We start from the raw sequence: 16,858 nt of genomic DNA, 5'->3' as shown, positions 1-16,858 counted from the left end.
TGGGATCACTTGCAGACGAACGTCACGTGGGCGACTTCATTCTCAGGATCCAGCGGCAAGCGAGATTGAACTTCAAACTCGCCGAGCTGCTTGCCAAGCGATGCACACTTTTTGCAGGCCTTGTCCAAGGCCAGCTGACGCGCCCCTGAGTGGGTGTGCCTCGATAGCAGAGCATTCGCTGACGCCTGATATTCGTAGGGCCCGAGCTTCAAGTCGTGGGACTGCCAGATATAGTTGCCGACCAATGCGACAGCGCTCACAGCAATAATCATGTTGAGTTTCATGGCAGGCATCGGTCGCTGGACATTTCATTCCTCATAACGCTGACACCGTGGGGTCAATAGCGACGTTTGTGCGGGTCTGAATCGGTCAGATCGCGGTGATGGAATGATTGAGCAGTTCGGTACCGAGATGAAGAAAAACGAAGTATCTTTCAGTGCGGATTAGAAAAACTTAACGAGACTGGCGACCATGCAACTCGATGCAAAACAGATGCAGGCGTTCCTTGCCGTCGTCGACAGCGGCAGTTTCGAAAAGGCCGCGGAACGGCTCAGCGTAACGCCGTCGGCGGTGTCGCAACGGATACACGCACTGGAAGTTCGCCTGGGCAGCTCGGTAGTAGTGCGCGGACGACCGTGCGAACCCACTCAGGCCGGACGCAAGCTGATGCTCTATCTTCGCCGTGCAACGGTGCTCGAAGAGGAACTCCTCAACGACCTGACCGGTGACGAAAAAGACCATCTGCGGGTTGTCATAGCCGTCAACGGTGACACGCTGGCGACCTGGTTTTTCCCTGCGTTGGCCGAGATATTCGTCAGCGAAAAAATCCTGCTCGACGTCGTGGTCGACGATCAGGACCACACCTATGCATTACTGGAAAGTGGCCAGGTCATCGGTTGCATCGGCACGCGCTCACAGCCGATGCGTGGATGTTTTGCCGAGTTGCTGGGGTCAGTACGCTACCAACTCGTGGCATCGCCCGCCTTTCAGGAGCGTTGGTTTGCCAAGGGTCTGACCCGCACGGCTGCACGCAAGGCGCCCGTTTTCGCTTATTCGCGCAAGGACACCTTGCAGTCTGATTTCATGCGGTCACGTTTCGGTCTGCAGGCAGATGCTTATCCGACCCATTACCTGTCACTTCCCGAAGCACGCCTCAAAGCCATACGTCGCGGCCTCGGATACGGGATGGTGCCGTACATGCAGGTAAGCGACCTGCTGAAAAGTCGGGAGCTGGTGGATCTGGTACCCGGTCATTTCACTGACGTGGCGCTTTATTGGCACGCCTGGGACCTGCAATCATCGCGCATGGAAATGCTCTCCGAACGGGCGGTACATGCCGCGCGACGCATCCTGAGCAGCAAAGAGCCAGTGAAGCGCTCGACCATGCCGAAGAAATGACTGGCGCAAATAACCCTGTCATTTCGGTGCGCCGCGTGAGTGCTGGCAAAGTGCCTAATGACAAATCCGGCAATAAAGTTTAACTTGTCGCCGCCCCGACAAATGACAAGTCGGGCATTCGCACTCAGTTAAGGAAAACGATGGCAATGGTCTATTGTCGTGCTTGCGCCAAGGAGCTTCACGAATCGGCGCTCACCTGCCCCCAATGCGGGGCTCCCCAGCAGGCCCCAGTGCCGCAAACGCAAGCCGAAATGCCTTGGCTGGCCATCGTTTCGTTGATCCTCGGAATTATCAGCGCACTCACCCTGTTTGATGACTCCGAATGGGACAGGGACGCGATTGTCGGTGTGGGATTTCTCAGCATCGCGGGTCTCATTTGCGGCATTGTCTGTATCAACCAAAAACATCCAGGAAGAAACCTCGCGATTGCCGGCATTATCTTGTCAGGCATTGCCGCGTTCGTTTTGTCCTGTCTATCGATTGAATAATTTTAGGGAAAAAATATGAGCATGGTTTTCTGCCGCGGTTGCGCCAAGGAAATTAGCAGCCTGGCCGTGGCTTGCCCGCAATGCGGCGCACCTCAGGCGACCCAGCCGTCCTTTGCAAGCGGTCCCGCCATCGCGACGGGCAACCCTTACATGGAAGCGCTGAAGAACTACGCCGAATTCAAGGGTCGCGCCACTCGTCGCGAATACTGGATGTTCATTCTGATCAACCTGGGTATTTGCATTGTCGTCGGTGTTCTTGATGCAATCCTCAATACCAAGGGCATCCTTTACAACCTGTACAGCCTGGCGATGTTGCTGCCAAGCATCGCCGTCGGTGCACGTCGCATGCACGACACCGACCGCAGCGGCTGGTGGTTGCTGCTCCCGATCGTCAACCTGGTGTTTCTCGTGCAGGACAGCCAGCCAGGTCCGAACCGCTTCGGGCCGAACCGCAAAGGCGTCAACTGAGTCACTGCGCAACACGCTGATCGAGACGGCCGCCATGGCCGTCTCTTTGCATCTGCCGCAAAGAATTCCTGTCGATCTCATCCTTGCAGGTCGCGCAACACAGATTTGTCATCGACCATATTGATAGCCCCCTAACGAAAGGTGCATGCTAGAGGGCTTCGCTCGGTCTTATATCATTCCGAATGATAGTTACCTTCGTGTCATTCGATTCGTTTGCTATCTACCTGCCGAGCATCATCCGCCCATCTTCAATACATTGGCGGATGCATCCATGGAACAATCACTCAAACATTTGCGCTTCCCGTTGGCTCTGTTGGCCGTGATGGTGATGAGCGCCTGCGGCAAGACTCCAGAAACCGCCGCCGCCATGCCTGCTGCCAAGGTCAGCGTGGCCAAGGTGCTGGAACAACCGGTCAACGAGTGGGACGAATTCACCGGGCGCCTCGAGGCGCCGGAAACCGTTGAAATCCGTCCACGGGTCTCCGGCCAGATCGACGAAGTCGCCTTCACCGAAGGTGCACTGGTCAAGAAAGGCGACCTGTTGTTCCAGATCGACCCGCGTCCGTTCCAGGCCGAGGTTCGCCGTCTTGAAGCCCTCGTAGCCCAGGCTCGCGCCAACGCCACCCGCAGTGAAAACGAAGCCGGCCGTGGCGAACGCCTGCGTGCCAGTAACGCCATCTCTGCCGAACTGGCTGACTCGCGCACCAGCGCCGCACAAGAGGCACGCGCCGCTGTGGGTGCACTGCAAGCACAACTGGATCTGGCCAAACTGAACCTGAGCTTCACCCGTGTAACCGCACCGATCAGTGGCCGCGTCAGCCGGGCCGAGATCACCGCCGGCAACCTGGTGACCGCCGACACCACCCCGCTCACCAGCGTGGTTTCCACCGACAAGGTCTATGCCTACTTCGACGCGGATGAGCGTGTATTCCTCAAATACACCCAACTCGCCCGTCAAGGTCAGCGCGGCGCGACCACTCCGGTGTACATGGGTCTGTCCAACGAAGACGGCAATCCGCACCTGGGCCAGATGAACTTCGTCGACAACCAGGTCAACCCGAAGACCGGCACCATTCGTGGTCGCGCCGTGTTCGACAACAGCGACGGCACTTACACGCCGGGTCTGTATGCGCGTCTGAAACTGGTCGGCAGCGGCACCTATAACGCCATGCTGATCAACGATGAAGCGGTCGGCACCGACCTCGGCAAGAAGTTCGTGCTGGTGATGGATGGCGACAACAAGACCGCCTACCGCGCCGTCGAGCTCGGTCCGAAGATCGAAGGCCTGCGCATCGTGCGCAGCGGCCTGAACAAGGACGACACGATCATCGTCAAGGGTCTGCAACGGGTTCGCCCTGGTTCTCCGGTATCCCCTGAAGTGATCCCGATGGCCAGCGAGCAAACCATTGCCGCTCTCGCTCAACAACGACAAGCGCTGGAAGCCAGCAACCTGCCCAAAGTCGCACCTGCCAAAGGCGCGTCGGGATCGGTTGTGAAACTGGCTGCTGCGACCCCACGCGGTTAAGGGACGACAACTCCGATGAATTTTTCCCAATTCTTCATTTCACGGCCGATCTTCGCAGCGGTGCTTTCGCTGCTGATCCTGATCGCCGGCGCTATCTCGCTGTTCCAGTTGCCGATCAGCGAATACCCGGAAGTCGTGCCGCCCACCGTGGTGGTACGTGCCAACTTCCCGGGCGCCAACCCCAAAGTCATCGGTGAAACCGTGGCCGCTCCACTGGAGCAAGCCATCACCGGCGTCGAGAACATGCTGTACATGTCCTCGCAGTCCACCGCCGACGGCAAGATCACCCTGACCATCACCTTCGCCCTGGGCACCGACCTGGACAACGCGCAGGTGCAGGTGCAGAACCGTGTGACCCGGACCGAGCCGAAACTTCCGGAAGAAGTGACCCGCATCGGCATTACCGTCGACAAGGCTTCGCCCGACCTGACCATGGTCGTGCACTTGACCTCGCCGGACAAACGCTACGACATGCTGTACCTGTCCAACTACGCGATCCTCAACATCAAGGATGAGCTCGCTCGCCTCGGTGGTGTCGGTGACGTGCAGCTGTTCGGTATGGGCGACTACTCGCTGCGTGTATGGCTGGACCCGAACAAGACCGCTTCGCGCAATCTGACCGCCACTGATGTGGTTACCGCCATTCGTGAGCAGAACCGTCAGGTCGCCGCCGGCCAGTTGGGCGCGCCCCCTGCCCCGAATGCCCAGAGCTTCCAGCTGTCGGTCAACACTCAGGGCCGTCTGGTCTCCGAGGAAGAGTTCGAGAACATCATCATTCGCGCCGGCGACAACGGTGAAATCACTCGCCTTAAGGACATCGCCCGCGTTGAGCTGGGTTCCAGCCAGTACGCCCTGCGTTCGTTGCTGAACAACCAGCCGGCCGTGGCGATCCCGATCTTCCAGCGTCCGGGCTCCAACGCCATCGAAATCTCGAACGAAGTTCGCGGCAAGATGGAAGAACTGAAGAAAAGCTTCCCGCAAGGCATGGACTACAGCATCGTCTATGACCCGACGATCTTCGTGCGCGGCTCCATCGAGGCGGTGGTTCACACCCTCTTCGAAGCACTGATCCTCGTGGTTCTGGTGGTGATCCTGTTCCTGCAGACCTGGCGCGCCTCGATCATTCCGTTGGTGGCGGTGCCGGTATCGTTGATCGGTACATTTGCGGTGATGCACCTGTTCGGCTTCTCGCTCAACGCCCTGTCGCTGTTCGGCCTGGTACTGGCGATCGGTATCGTGGTGGACGACGCCATCGTGGTGGTGGAGAACGTCGAGCGGAACATCGAACTGGGGCTCAATCCCTTCGACGCGACCAAAAAGGCCATGGGTGAAGTGACCGGCCCGATCATTGCCACGGCGCTGGTGCTGTGTGCGGTGTTCGTACCGGCGGCGTTCATCTCGGGCCTGACCGGTCAGTTCTACAAGCAGTTCGCACTGACCATCGCGATCTCGACCGTGATCTCGGCCTTCAACTCGCTGACCCTGTCGCCGGCGCTGGCCGCTGTGTTGCTCAAAGGTCACGATGCACCGAAAGACCGCTTCTCGCGGGTGCTGGACAAGATCTTCGGTGGCTGGCTGTTCCGTCCGTTCAACCGCTTCTTCGACCGCGCCAGTCATGGCTACGTCGGCACCGTGCGCCGGGTCATCCGTGGCAGCGGCATCGCCCTCTTCCTGTACGCAGGCCTGATGGTGCTGACCTTCTTCGGTTTCTCCAGCACGCCGACCGGTTTCGTACCCGGCCAGGACAAGCAATACCTGGTGGCCTTCGCGCAACTGCCGGACGCCGCGAGCCTGGACCGTACCGAAGACGTGATCAAGCGCATGTCCGACCTGGCCCTGAAACAGCCGGGCGTGGAAAGCGCAGTAGCGTTCCCGGGCCTGTCGATCAACGGCTTCACCAACAGCCCGAACGCCGGCATCGTGTTCGTGACCCTGAAACCGTTCGACGAGCGTAAAGACCCGAGCATGTCCGCCGGTGCGATTGCCGGGGCCCTGAACGGCCAATACGCGAACATCCAGGAAGCGTACATGGCGATCTTCCCGCCGCCGCCGGTACAAGGTCTGGGCACCATCGGTGGTTTCCGCCTGCAAATCGAAGACCGGGGCAACCTGGGCTACGAAGAGCTGTACAAGGAAACCATGAACATCATTGCCAAGAGCCATAACGTTCCGGAACTGGCCAACCTGTTCACCAGCTACACCGTGAACGTGCCGCAGGTCGATGCCGCCATCGACCGGGAAAAAGCCAAGACCCATGGCGTGGCCGTCAGCGACATCTTCGACACCCTGCAGATCTACCTGGGTTCGCTGTATGCCAACGACTTCAACCGCTTCGGGCGCACCTATCAGGTCAACGTTCAGGCCGAGCAACAGTTCCGCCTCGAATCCGACCAGATCGGCCAGTTGAAAGTACGCAACAACAAGGGCGAAATGATCCCGCTGGCGACCTTCATCAAGGTCAGCGACACCTCGGGTCCGGATCGCGTGATGCACTACAACGGCTTCATCACTGCTGAAATCAACGGTGCCGCAGCCCCGGGCTACAGCTCCGGCCAGGCCGAAAAAGCCATCGAGAAACTGCTCAAGGATGAACTTCCGAACGGCATGACCTACGAGTGGACCGACCTGACCTATCAGCAGATTCTGTCCGGCAACACTGCTCTGTTCGTGTTCCCGCTCTGCGTACTGCTGGCGTTCCTGGTGCTCGCCGCTCAGTACGAAAGTTGGAGCCTGCCACTGGCGGTGATCCTGATCGTACCGATGACCCTGCTGTCGGCCATCACCGGCGTGATCATCTCCGGCGGCGACAACAACATCTTCACCCAGATCGGTTTGATCGTACTGGTGGGCCTGGCCTGTAAGAACGCGATTCTGATCGTCGAGTTCGCCAAGGACAAACAGCAGGAAGGTCTCGATCCGCTGGCCGCGGTACTGGAAGCCTGCCGTCTGCGTCTGCGGCCGATCCTGATGACCTCGTTCGCGTTCATCATGGGTGTGGTGCCACTGGTGTTCTCCAGCGGTGCCGGTGCCGAGATGCGTCACGCCATGGGTGTGGCGGTGTTCTCCGGGATGCTCGGGGTGACCTTCTTCGGTCTGCTGCTGACGCCAGTGTTCTATGTACTGATCCGCAACTTCGTGGAACGCAGTGAAGCCCGCAAAGCGGCCAAGGCGCAGAATCTTCCACAGCAACTGGAGGCGCACCAATGAGTCTGAAAGTCTTCCTGCCGAGCCTGCTGGTACTGGCCCTGAGCGCCTGTGCAGTCGGCCCCGACTACAAGACCCCAGCCACGGAGGCGGCCAACATCACGGCCGCCACCGACGGCGCCGCCGGCCAGAAGAACTTTGACCGTTCGAAATTCGAAGGCATCTGGTGGCAGCAGTTCGACGACCCGACCCTCAACCAGTTGGTGACTCAATCACTGCAGGGTAACCGTCAACTGCGCGTCGCCTTTGCTCGCTGGAAAGCGGCCCGGGCGATCCGCGACGACGTCAGCAACGATGCGATGCCGACCATCACCAGCCGTGCCAGCAGCAATCTGGGCAAGGGACAGATTCCCGGCCAGACCACCCAACGGGTCAACAGCGAACGCTATGACCTGGGTCTGGACATGGCCTGGGAGGTCGATCTGTTTGGTCGCATCCAGCGCAATCTGGAAGCCAGCGAAGCCGATCAGCAGGCTGCCGAAGCCGATCTGTACCAGCTGCAAGTCACCATGATTGCCGAGCTGGTGGACGCCTACGGTCAACTGCGTGGCGCCCAGCTGCGGGAAAAGATCGCCGTGGCCAACCTGGAAAACCAGCAGGAATCGCGCAAGATCACCATCAGCCTGCGTGACGCCGGCGTGGGCGATCAGCTCGATGTCGAGCGCGCCGATGCCCGTCTGGCCTCGGTCGAAGCCAGCGTGCCGCAATTGCAGGCAGAGCAGGTTCGGCAGAAAAACCGCATCGCCACCCTGCTGGGTGAACGTCCGGACAAGCTGACCGTCGACCTGAGCCCGAAAGACTTGCCAGCCATTGCCAAGGCATTGCCGATCGGTAACCCGGGCGAACTGCTGCAACGTCGCCCGGACATCCTCAGCGCCGAACGCAAACTGGCTTCCGCCACGGCGCGTATCGGTGTGGCCAAGGCCGACCTGTTCCCACGGGTCAGCCTCAGCGGCTTCCTCGGCTGGACCGCCGGGCGTGGCTCGCAGATCGGTTCCTCGGCGGCCAACGCCTGGGCGCTGGGCCCGAGCATCACCTGGGCGGCGTTCGACCTTGGCAGCGTGCGGGCCCGTTTGCGCGGTGCCGACGCCGATGCCGAAGGCGCACTGGCAACCTACGAGCAACAAGTGCTGCTGGCCCTGGAAGAATCGGAAAACGCCTTCAGCGATTACGGCAAGCGTCAGCAACGCTTGATCTCGCTGATCCGCCAAAGCGAATCCAGCCGCAAGGCTGCCGATCTGGCTGAGATCCGCTACCGCGAAGGCACCACGGATTTCCTGGTGCTGCTCGACGCCCAGCGTGAACGTTTGAACGCCGAAGACAGCCAGGCACAGGCCGAAGTGGATCTGTATCGCGGCATCGTCGCGATCTACAAGGCCCTCGGTGGCGGCTGGCAACCGGAAACGGTCGCCAGCAAGTAACACATTTTTAAAGAGCTCCTTTGGTTGGCCGCAACCAACCAATTTTTTGCCCCGCGTATCATTCGGTCGCGGGGCTTTTTTGTGCCTGTCTTTCGTGGTTTTCCAGAACGGTGACGGTGGCTGTGGTGCCTGCCCTGAGGCGATCCTTGCCCGCATAGTCGGGATCGATACCGATCCGCACCGGCACCCGTTGTGCCAGCTTCACCCAGGTGTAACTGGGATTGATGTTGGCCAGCAATCGACTGCCCGGCGCGTTTTCCCGGTCGGCGATGGCGAAGGCGATGCTTTGCACGGTGCCGCCGAACTTCTCACCGCTCATCAACTCGATCCGTACCCTGTCGCCCTCCTCGATCCGTGGCAGCTTGGTTTCCTCGAAATAACCACTGACGTAGAACGAGTCGCTGTCCACCAGTGCCAGCAATGCGCCGCCGGCCACTGCGTAGTCGCCCTGCCGGGTCAACAGGTTGGTGACGTAGCCGCTGACCGGCGATTCGACACGGGTACGCTGCAGATCCAGTTCCGCCTGAGTCAGTGCTGCAATCGCCAATTGCACATTGGCCTCTGCCAGGCCGAGATTGGCCTGGTTGCGCAGCAGGTCGGCCTGGGCCACAGCCACGTCGGTGCTGGACTTTTCCCACTCTTCACCCGAAATCGCGAAGCCCTGTTTTAGCGTGCGCCTGCGCCGTTCTTCGCTCTCGCGTTGCTTGAGCAAGGCCTCACTGGCCACGATGGACGCCCGGGATTGACCCAGGGTGGCCTTGGCTACCTCGACCGAACGTTTGGCATGCTCGACCGCCAGACTGTAGCGAGCCGGATCGATCTCCAGCAGCAACTGGCCCTTCTCGACGTGTTGGTTGTCCTGCACCGCCAGACTGACGATGCGTCCCGAGACATCCGCCGACAGGGTCACCACGTCTGCCCTCACTCGTGCATCCCGCGTCCAGGGCGCACGGGTGTAATGCTCCCAGGCGAACCAGCCAAGCACGATGGCCAGCAGCACCACAGCCAATGTCGTCAATCGAGTGAGCAACGTCTTCAAGGCATCAGGCTCCCATCAACAGAATCAATGTGGCGCAGACACAGGCGTACAACGCGCCCTCGAACAGCGCTTCATGCCAGACCAGGCGCAGCACGCCGAGGCGGCGCAATACCCAGTCCAGCAACAGAAAGACCGGTATGGCAAGGATCAGCGCCTGGGCGATTGGCGGCAGGTAGACCCCGCCGATCTCGAAATCAATGGGCAAGGACGGGTTCTCCTTCAGGGGCGTTGTGTTGCAGATATTCACCGTGACGCTCAAGGAACGAGACGACGATCAGCAGCGCCACACGCATGCGGAACACCGACCACAGGTGCTCGTGTGTGGCGGCATGCAGGTCATCCAGCTCGTCACCGAGCGCATGCAGCGTCGTCAGCAACGCTGGCAGGTTCACATCCGGGCGGCCAGCGACGAAGCGGCCGGTGTGGCGCAAAGCATCCATCAGTTGCCGGCCGAAAGAGTCCGTCAGCAAAGCGTTGCCCTGCACCTGTTGTCTGAGCTGGTGAATGGCGACACCGAGCGCCACACAGGCGAGGCTGATTTCATAGCGTCGTTGCATGTCCGGGTCATTGGCTGCCGGCAACAGACCCAGCATGGTGGTCAGGCGATCGACCATGCGGCTTTCGAACGCGAATTGCTCTTCGTCCGTGGTAGGTAATTTGGTCAGTTGATACACCTGCTCCCGCGCTTCGTTGTAGAACCGACGGATTCGCAACACCGGCCGGAACGGAAAGATCCACGCATAGACGATCAGGGCCAGCATCGCCGCACTGACGTAGGCACCGGCAAACTCGAACCATTGAATGGCGGTGTTCTGTCCGGTTCCGACGTTCTGCGGGCCGAGCATCAGGAAACTCGATAACCCCAGCCCCATGCCGATGCCCGCCGTGGCCGGGCTGGCCAGTCCCACCGCGATGACATAAAGCAGCGGAGCCAGCAATATCGCCAGCCATTCGAAGTCGTTGACCGCCGGGACCAGCATGAACTGATACAACGCTGAAACCACCAGTGCCAGGCCCAGTCCCCGGGCGTAGCTCTGCGCGGCGATCAAAGGGCGCGGGAACGTTGCCATCAGCGAACACAGAATGCCCACCAGAATCATCCCGCCACGGGCACCGTCCCAGGCGGTTTCGATCCAGATCAGCCCGGCCACCAGCAATGCACTGAAGGCCCGGATCGCATTCATCGTCGCCAGAGTGAAATCCAGGTGCAGCGGGCTGGACTGGCCACGGAACATGCAACTGGCCTCCCGCCCGTCCTGTATGGCTTCGCTCAGTTCGAGGATCTGCTCCAGTTGTTGCAGCAGCCGGGCCTGCTCCCAGCGCAGGGCCCATGCCAGTGAACGCAAGGTTGCGCTCATGTCCTCGGTCAACTGTTCGGCCCTGTAGGCCAGCGCTTCGAACTGTTGCTGCAGGACAACCAGTTGATGCCTCATGTCTTCCGGCAGTGACCGCCCGTACTGTGCCAGTTGATCGAGAAACGCCAGTTCATCGGCACGCAAGCGCTGGACCTCCAGTGGCAGATCCCCGTCCCAGCGCTCGGTCAGCAACTGCCGCTGATGACGCAGGGCTGTCAGACGTGAGGTGAGCAGCATCAGTTGATTGCCCAGCATCAGCACCAGATTGTTGGCACTGCGCAGACGCGGAGCATCGAAATACAGATGACGGCGCAAACCTTCCAGGGCGCTGATTTCGCCGAGCAGTTGCATTTGCCGGCGCTGGAATTCGGTTTCGCTTTCTTCAGTGCGAATCACCGCAGCGGCATGGGTGGCGACCAGTTTGATCACCTGATCGACTTTGGCGAAGTAGTTGCGCGAAACCGCCTCCGGACGAGCCGTCAACAGGCTGACGACACAGACGCAGGCCACCGCCAGCAGGGTTTCGGTCACCCGGGTAACCGCCAGCAGGAAGGTGCCGTCCTGGTCCGGAATGGCCAGCAGCGCCACCACCACGGCGGTGTAGCCACTGAGCACGAATGCCTGGGAACTGGTGTAGCGCAGCAAGGTGCCGCCGGCCGTGCATAGCGCCAGCCACAGCGCCAGGGTTGTGATGAACGGCAAAGGCGCCTGAGGGAAAATCGACATGATCAGCACCGCCACCGCCGCACCCAGCGTGGTGCCGATGACCTGACCAAAACTGCGGGCCAACGCCATCCCGGCCAGCGGCTGGCTGATGATGACCACTGCCATGATCGACCATTTGGGTTGATCCAGATCGAACAGGAACGCCAGGTACAGCGTCAGCAACCCGGCTGCAATGGTGCGCAGGGCAAACAGCAACACTGCCTGACCGGGATGGATCACCGTCTTGAAATAATTGAGCAGGGCTTGCATGAACGCACTCGTCAAAGGAACTTCACCAAGCGTAGTCACTGCATCGAAAGCTCGACGGCTTCCAGGGCCGACAGAGGTTGTAGGGATATTCATCCTCAGTCGCATGACATATCGGGCAGAGTGTTTGACTCAAGGCCTCAGCTGACCGAAGCTTGCCCCTCTGCGTCAATATGAAAGCTTCGGATACCTGCATGCCTCAGTCCCGCCGCTACGTGTTCATCAGTCTTGGCCTCGTGCTTGTCCTTCTGGTTGCCTGGCTGTCGCTGCGCAGCACCGCTCCCGTGGTGCCGGAAGCCATCAAGCATGGCTACAGTGAAGCGCTGGCCGCCGCCCGGGCCGGCCAGCCGGGCGCGGCGCGGGTTTTGTACCAGCAACTGGGACGCCCGGATCTTTCCGTCAAGCGGCGCGTCTGGCTGCATGCCGAACTGCCGAACTACCCGAGCCCGCAAGCGTTGAAACTGGCCGATGCCGATCTGCAGAACGAATCCCCCGACGTACGAGTGGCGGCGATCAGGAGCGTGACCGGTCTGGTGCCGGGCGGCCAGCGCAGTCTGTTGCTCGGCCCGCTGCTCGACGATGAGGACCAGAACGTTCGTTTTGCCGCGATCAACGCCCTGCTCGGCCTGTCGCCGGACCAGTTGGGCCTGTACTTTGCGCCGTTGCAGCAAGGCATCGACGTGTGGGAAGAGGCGCTCAAGCATCAGCCGGAAAGCGCCGCCAACCATGCGCAACTGGCGCGTCTGTACCTGCACAATGCCGAGCTCAAACAGGCGCAGGATGCCCTCGAGCAGACCCTGCGTCTGGATCCGGCCAACCTGCCGGCGCTGGTGATGCAGATCGAGGTGCTCGACCGCCAGGGCCAGAGCGACGCCGCCCGGCAACTGCTGGCTCGACAGCTGAAGGCCCAACCCGACTCCGCCTACCTGCAACATGCCCTGGGTCTGTGGCTGCTCCATCACGATCAACGGGAATTCGCCCTGCTTGGCCTGTCCAAGGCCGTGGAGCTGGAACCCGACAACAAGGATTATCGCTACGACCTCGCCACCACGCTGCACAGCGCCGAGGAACTCGAAGCGGCGCAGAAACAATTGCAGGAAATCGTTCAACGTCATCCGGCCGACCGCAAGGCACGGGTGCTGCTGATCAGTTACTGGAAAGAAAGTGGTCAGTTGCAGAACGTTCAGGTTCTGCTGGCCCAGCTTGAGCAGATGAATCCGGACGACCCCTCGTTGCAGCAGGGTCTTTGAACGACTTCTGACAGGCTCCATGACACACCCGGAAAGAAATTCGGAACCGCCCTCTCGGCAAAGGGTCAAGTAAACAGGCAGCCCGCAAAGGCGTACACCGCCCGCTGCCTCGCTTCCCCTAGTCATGAGAGGGCATTTTTTGTCTACATCGAACGAGTTGATCAGCGCAAAAGCCGCCACGGGCATCGAAGGTCTGGACGACATCCTGGCCGGTGGTCTCTCTCGCAGTCATGTGTTCCTGCTGGAGGGCGAGCCCGGTACCGGTAAAACCACGGTGGCGTTGCATTTTCTCCTCGCCGGTGCCCGTGCCGGAGAGCGCTCGCTGTACATCACGCTCTCCGAAACCGAGCGCGAACTGCGCCAGGGGGCGGCATCCCACGGCTGGGACTTGAACGAAAACATCGAGATTTTCGAGCTTACACCGCCGGAAAGCCTGCTCAATGCCGAGCATCAGCAAAGCCTGTTGTACTCCTCGGATCTGGAACTGGGTGAAGCCACCAAACAGATTTTCGAAGTGGTCGAACGCTTCAAGCCGACCCGGGTGGTGCTCGACAGTCTGTCGGAGATCCGCTTGCTGGCACAAAGCTCCTTGCGCTATCGCCGCCAGATCCTGGCGATCAAGCATTACTTCGTGCGCTATGACGCGACGGTGTTGCTGCTGGATGACCTGACAACCGAATCCCTCGACAAGACGGTGCACAGCGTGGCCCACGGCGTCATCCGCCTCGAAGAACTGACCCCCAACTACGGCGCCGAACGCCGACGCGTGCGGGTGATCAAGTATCGCGGGCAGAAGTATCGCGGCGGTTTTCACGACTTCACCATCATGGGCGATGGCGTGCATGTCTTTCCGCGACTGGTGGCGGCTGAACATCGGGGCGATTACCCGCGTCTGCAACTGACCAGCGGGATTACTGAAATGGACGCGCTGCTCGGTGGCGGCATCGAGACCGGCTCCAGCACGCTGATCCTCGGTCCGGCCGGTACCGGCAAATCGCTGATCTCAATGATCTTCGCTGCCGCAGCGGTAACGCGCGGCGAAAAAGCGGCATTGTTCATTTTCGACGAAGAGCTGGGCCTGCTGTTCGAGCGCATGAAAAACATCGGCATCGACCTCAAGGCCCTGCAAGCCACCGGTAATCTGCTGATCGAGCAAGTCGACGCGGCCGAACTGTCCCCCGGTGAGTTCTCCCACAGGGTACGCCGCTGTGTCGATGAAGCCGATATCAAGACCGTGGTGATCGACAGCATCAACGGCTATCAGGCCGCGATGCCGGAAGAAAATGCGCTGGTCCTGCACATGCACGAACTGCTGCTGTACCTGAACCGCAAAGGCGCCGCGACCTTCATGACCGTCGCCCAGCATGGTCTGGTCGGCGACATGCAGGCGCCGGTGGACATCACCTATCTGGCCGACACGGTCATCCTGCTGCGTTACTTCGAAGCCCTCGGCAAGGTGCGCCGGGCGATTTCGATCATCAAGAAGCGTACCGGCAGCCACGAATCGACCATCCGTGAATACCGGATTTCCGCCCAGGGCATGACCATCGGCGAACCGCTGGAAGCCTTCCAGGGCGTGCTGCGCGGTGTGCCCACTTACCTCGGCGCGAGCAATCCGCTGCTCAAGGAAGACAACTTGTGACCGTCACCGTCCCGCTGTCCGAACGGGCGCTGATTCTGGCGCCCCTGGGTCGCGACAGCCAGATTGCGCTGATGATCCTCAACGAGGCCGGGTATGGCGGCCTGATCACCCCGGACCTCGCCAGCCTGTGCAGTGAACTTGAGCCCGGCGCAGGCCTGTTGTTGATCGCCGCTGAAGCCTTGTGTGGTCCGGAACTGGAAACCCTGTTGCAGTATCTGGAGCAACAGCCCGCCTGGTCGGATCTGCCAATCGTACTCCTCACTCATCACGGCGGATCCGAACAGGGCCCCTCTTCCCGGCTCAGTGAACTGCTTGGCAACGTGACCTTTCTTGAACGTCCCTTCCACCCGGCGACGCTGGTCAGCCTGATCTCTGCCGCGTTGCGCGGTCGACGACGACAGTACGAAGCCCGCGACCGGCTGATCGATCTGAGCGAAAGCGAGCGGCGTCTGCAATCGACCCTCGAAACCCTTGAGCAACAAGTCGAGGAACGCACCGCGCAACTGCGGCACAACGAAGAAGCGCTGCGCCAGTCGCAGAAGATGGAAGCGGTCGGTCAGCTCACCGGAGGGATCGCCCACGACTTCAACAACATGCTGACCGGGATCATCGGCAGTCTGGAACTGCTCCGCCGGCGTCTTGCCCGGGGCCGGACAGATGATCTCGACAGCCTGATCGATCTGGGCGTGACCTCAGCCAACCGTGCGGCGGGCCTGACTCACCGCTTGCTGGCGTTTTCCCGCCGGCAATCGCTGGATTCCAAAGCGGTGCAGATGAATGATCTGGTGCAATCGATGGGCGAGCTGCTGCAACGCAGTCTGAACGAGAGCATCCAGCTGGACATGCGTTTGCACGAGCAATTGTGGGTGGCCGAGGCCGACCCCAATCAACTGGAAAGCGCCCTGCTCAACCTGGTGATCAACGCCCGCGACGCGATGCCCGACGGCGGCAATCTGGTGGTCGAAACGGGCAATCAGGTGCTGGATCGCGATTTCACCGCGAGCTACAGCAATCTGGCGCCCGGCGATTACGTCGTGTTGAGTGTGACCGACAATGGCTGCGGCATGCCGCAGAGCGTGATCAACCGCGCATTCGATCCATTTTTCACCACCAAACCCATCGGTCAGGGCACCGGGCTCGGCCTGTCGATGATCTATGGCTTCAGCAAGCAGTCCGGCGGGCATGTGTCGATCGACAGCGAAATCGATCAGGGCACCACGGTGAAACTCTATCTGCCGCGCTTCCAGGGTGAGTCCCTGCCCCACACTCCGATGGATACGGAACAGACTCCGGACGCCCTGGAAGGCGAAACCGTGCTGATCGTTGAGGACGACCCGGCCGTACGGGTGCTGGTCAGCGCCGTATTGAGCGAGTTGGGTTATGGCTTTGTCGAAGCCAGCGACGCCGACGGTGCCGTGCCCATCCTGGACTCGGCGCAGCGCATTGATCTGCTGATCAGCGACGTCGGTCTGCCGGGCATGAACGGCCGGCAACTGGCGGAAATCGGTCGACAATACCGGCCGGAATTGAAAGTGCTGTTCATCACCGGTTACGCCGAGCACGCCGCGGTACGCGGCGGTTTTCTCGACCCGGGCATGCAGATGATCACCAAGCCCTTCACCTTCGATCTGTTGACGGCGAAGGTGCGGGAGATGATCAAGAGCTGAGGCGGTTGACGCCTCAGGCCAGCAGTTCCTGAATCTTCTCCTGCAACACGTCCAGGTCGAACGGTTTTTCCAGGATCGGCGCCCGACGGGTGATCGGGCTGCCGGTCTCGCGGATTTCCTGCGGATAGCCGCTGATGAAGATCACCTTCAGGTCAGGACGCAATTTGACGGCGGGTTCGGCGATCTGCACGCCGGAGATTCCGCCCGGCAGGCGGAAATCGGTAATCAACATGTCCAGATGCGGCTTGCTCGCCAGAATCTCGAACGCCTGCTCGCCGTTTTCGGCCTGCAATACGCGATAGCCCTGCCCCGACAGATAGTCTGTCAGCACCATCAGGATCACCGGTTCGTCCTCGACGACGAGTACTACATCTTGTGCATCTACGCTCATGGGAAGCCTTTGTTCGGTCAATAGCTGCTGATACGACC

At 60.5% G+C, this 16,858-nt stretch carries 14 protein-coding genes; 9 read left to right on the top strand and 5 right to left on the bottom strand.

What is annotated here, in order from left to right; genetic code table 11:
* Positions 1 to 5: 5 nt before the first annotated feature.
* Complete coding sequence (locus AC07NR_RS06580; RefSeq protein ID WP_134826782.1) at positions 6 to 284, bottom strand: hypothetical protein; 279 nt, start codon at positions 282 to 284, stop codon at positions 6 to 8.
* A gap of 187 nt (positions 285 to 471) precedes the next feature.
* Here AC07NR_RS06580 and AC07NR_RS06575 point away from each other — a divergent pair, with 187 nt between their 5' ends.
* The 6 genes from AC07NR_RS06575 to AC07NR_RS06550 all read left to right on the top strand — a co-directional run bounded on the left by AC07NR_RS06575 (position 472) and on the right by AC07NR_RS06550 (position 8,504).
* Entirely contained in the window at positions 472 to 1,398 is a 927-nt protein-coding gene (locus tag AC07NR_RS06575; protein ID WP_495078111.1) for an HTH-type transcriptional regulator ArgP, read from the top strand.
* 140 nt (positions 1,399 to 1,538) lie between these two features.
* Positions 1,539 to 1,886 (top strand): DUF4190 domain-containing protein, encoded by a 348-nt coding sequence (locus AC07NR_RS06570; RefSeq protein ID WP_248739633.1) that lies wholly within the window; start codon positions 1,539 to 1,541, stop codon positions 1,884 to 1,886.
* 15 nt (positions 1,887 to 1,901) lie between these two features.
* On the top strand, positions 1,902 to 2,354 hold the full coding sequence (locus AC07NR_RS06565; protein WP_248739632.1) for a DUF805 domain-containing protein: 453 nt from the start codon (positions 1,902 to 1,904) through the stop codon (positions 2,352 to 2,354).
* A gap of 271 nt (positions 2,355 to 2,625) precedes the next feature.
* A complete protein-coding gene (mexE, locus tag AC07NR_RS06560) occupies positions 2,626 to 3,879 on the top strand; it encodes a multidrug efflux RND transporter periplasmic adaptor subunit MexE (RefSeq protein WP_085709792.1) in 1,254 nt (417 codons plus the stop codon).
* 15 nt (positions 3,880 to 3,894) lie between these two features.
* Positions 3,895 to 7,086: an efflux RND transporter permease subunit gene (locus AC07NR_RS06555; RefSeq protein WP_085709791.1), complete on the top strand. Its 3,192-nt coding sequence runs from the start codon at positions 3,895 to 3,897 to the stop codon at positions 7,084 to 7,086.
* A complete protein-coding gene (locus AC07NR_RS06550; RefSeq protein WP_085709790.1) occupies positions 7,083 to 8,504 on the top strand; it encodes an efflux transporter outer membrane subunit in 1,422 nt (473 codons plus the stop codon). The genes AC07NR_RS06555 and AC07NR_RS06550 overlap by 4 nt, the downstream gene beginning before the upstream one ends.
* 58 nt (positions 8,505 to 8,562) lie before the next feature.
* On the opposite strand, the gene AC07NR_RS06545 is transcribed toward AC07NR_RS06550, so the two are convergent.
* From AC07NR_RS06545 to AC07NR_RS06535, 3 genes are read right to left on the bottom strand one after another with little or no spacing between them, the layout of a single operon-like run.
* Positions 8,563 to 9,543 carry an HlyD family secretion protein gene (locus AC07NR_RS06545; protein ID WP_085709789.1) on the bottom strand — a complete coding sequence of 327 codons (981 nt, stop codon included), beginning with the start codon at positions 9,541 to 9,543 and terminating at the stop codon, positions 8,563 to 8,565.
* 4 nt (positions 9,544 to 9,547) lie between these two features.
* Complete coding sequence (locus AC07NR_RS06540; RefSeq protein ID WP_085709788.1) at positions 9,548 to 9,748, bottom strand: DUF1656 domain-containing protein; 201 nt, start codon at positions 9,746 to 9,748, stop codon at positions 9,548 to 9,550.
* A complete protein-coding gene (locus AC07NR_RS06535) occupies positions 9,738 to 11,873 on the bottom strand; it encodes an FUSC family protein (protein WP_495078110.1) in 2,136 nt (711 codons plus the stop codon). Before AC07NR_RS06535 ends, AC07NR_RS06540 begins: the two co-directional genes overlap by 11 nt.
* Before the next feature lie 191 nt (positions 11,874 to 12,064).
* On the opposite strand from AC07NR_RS06535, the gene AC07NR_RS06530 reads away from it, so the two are divergent.
* The 3 genes from AC07NR_RS06530 (at position 12,065) to AC07NR_RS06520 (ending at position 16,429) form a co-directional block, all read left to right on the top strand.
* Positions 12,065 to 13,120, top strand: coding sequence for a HEAT repeat domain-containing protein (locus AC07NR_RS06530; protein WP_495078109.1), 1,056 nt, complete (start codon positions 12,065 to 12,067; stop codon positions 13,118 to 13,120).
* A gap of 139 nt (positions 13,121 to 13,259) precedes the next feature.
* Complete coding sequence (locus AC07NR_RS06525) at positions 13,260 to 14,762, top strand: ATPase domain-containing protein (protein WP_248739628.1); 1,503 nt, start codon at positions 13,260 to 13,262, stop codon at positions 14,760 to 14,762.
* The gene (locus AC07NR_RS06520) at positions 14,759 to 16,429 is read left to right on the top strand and encodes an ATP-binding protein (RefSeq protein WP_495078108.1); all 1,671 of its coding nucleotides are present in this window, start codon (positions 14,759 to 14,761) and stop codon (positions 16,427 to 16,429) included. The genes AC07NR_RS06525 and AC07NR_RS06520 overlap by 4 nt, the downstream gene beginning before the upstream one ends.
* A gap of 13 nt (positions 16,430 to 16,442) precedes the next feature.
* On the opposite strand, the gene AC07NR_RS06515 is transcribed toward AC07NR_RS06520, so the two are convergent.
* Positions 16,443 to 16,820, bottom strand: coding sequence for a response regulator (locus AC07NR_RS06515; RefSeq protein WP_007954537.1), 378 nt, complete (start codon positions 16,818 to 16,820; stop codon positions 16,443 to 16,445).
* Positions 16,821 to 16,858 lie beyond the last annotated feature (38 nt).

The organism is Pseudomonas sp. GW821-FHT09C09, from assembly GCF_059418105.1.
The sequence above is the reverse complement of the archived record's forward strand: the minus strand, read 5'-3'. Positions and strand labels throughout refer to the sequence as shown.

Bases quoted from the DNA above. Each gene is read 5' to 3' on its own strand.
- AC07NR_RS06580 (WP_134826782.1), bottom strand. From the start codon at position 284: ATGAAACTCAACATGATTATTGCTGTGAGCGCTGTCGCATTGGTCGGC.
- AC07NR_RS06575 (WP_495078111.1), top strand. From the start codon at position 472: ATGCAACTCGATGCAAAACAGATGCAGGCGTTCCTTGCCGTCGTCGAC.
- AC07NR_RS06570 (WP_248739633.1), top strand. From the start codon at position 1,539: ATGGCAATGGTCTATTGTCGTGCTTGCGCCAAGGAGCTTCACGAATCG.
- AC07NR_RS06565 (WP_248739632.1), top strand. From the start codon at position 1,902: ATGAGCATGGTTTTCTGCCGCGGTTGCGCCAAGGAAATTAGCAGCCTG.
- mexE (WP_085709792.1), top strand. From the start codon at position 2,626: ATGGAACAATCACTCAAACATTTGCGCTTCCCGTTGGCTCTGTTGGCC.
- AC07NR_RS06555 (WP_085709791.1), top strand. From the start codon at position 3,895: ATGAATTTTTCCCAATTCTTCATTTCACGGCCGATCTTCGCAGCGGTG.
- AC07NR_RS06550 (WP_085709790.1), top strand. From the start codon at position 7,083: ATGAGTCTGAAAGTCTTCCTGCCGAGCCTGCTGGTACTGGCCCTGAGC.
- AC07NR_RS06535 (WP_495078110.1), bottom strand. From the start codon at position 11,873: ATGCAAGCCCTGCTCAATTATTTCAAGACGGTGATCCATCCCGGTCAG.
- AC07NR_RS06530 (WP_495078109.1), top strand. From the start codon at position 12,065: ATGCCTCAGTCCCGCCGCTACGTGTTCATCAGTCTTGGCCTCGTGCTT.
- AC07NR_RS06515 (WP_007954537.1), bottom strand. From the start codon at position 16,820: ATGAGCGTAGATGCACAAGATGTAGTACTCGTCGTCGAGGACGAACCG.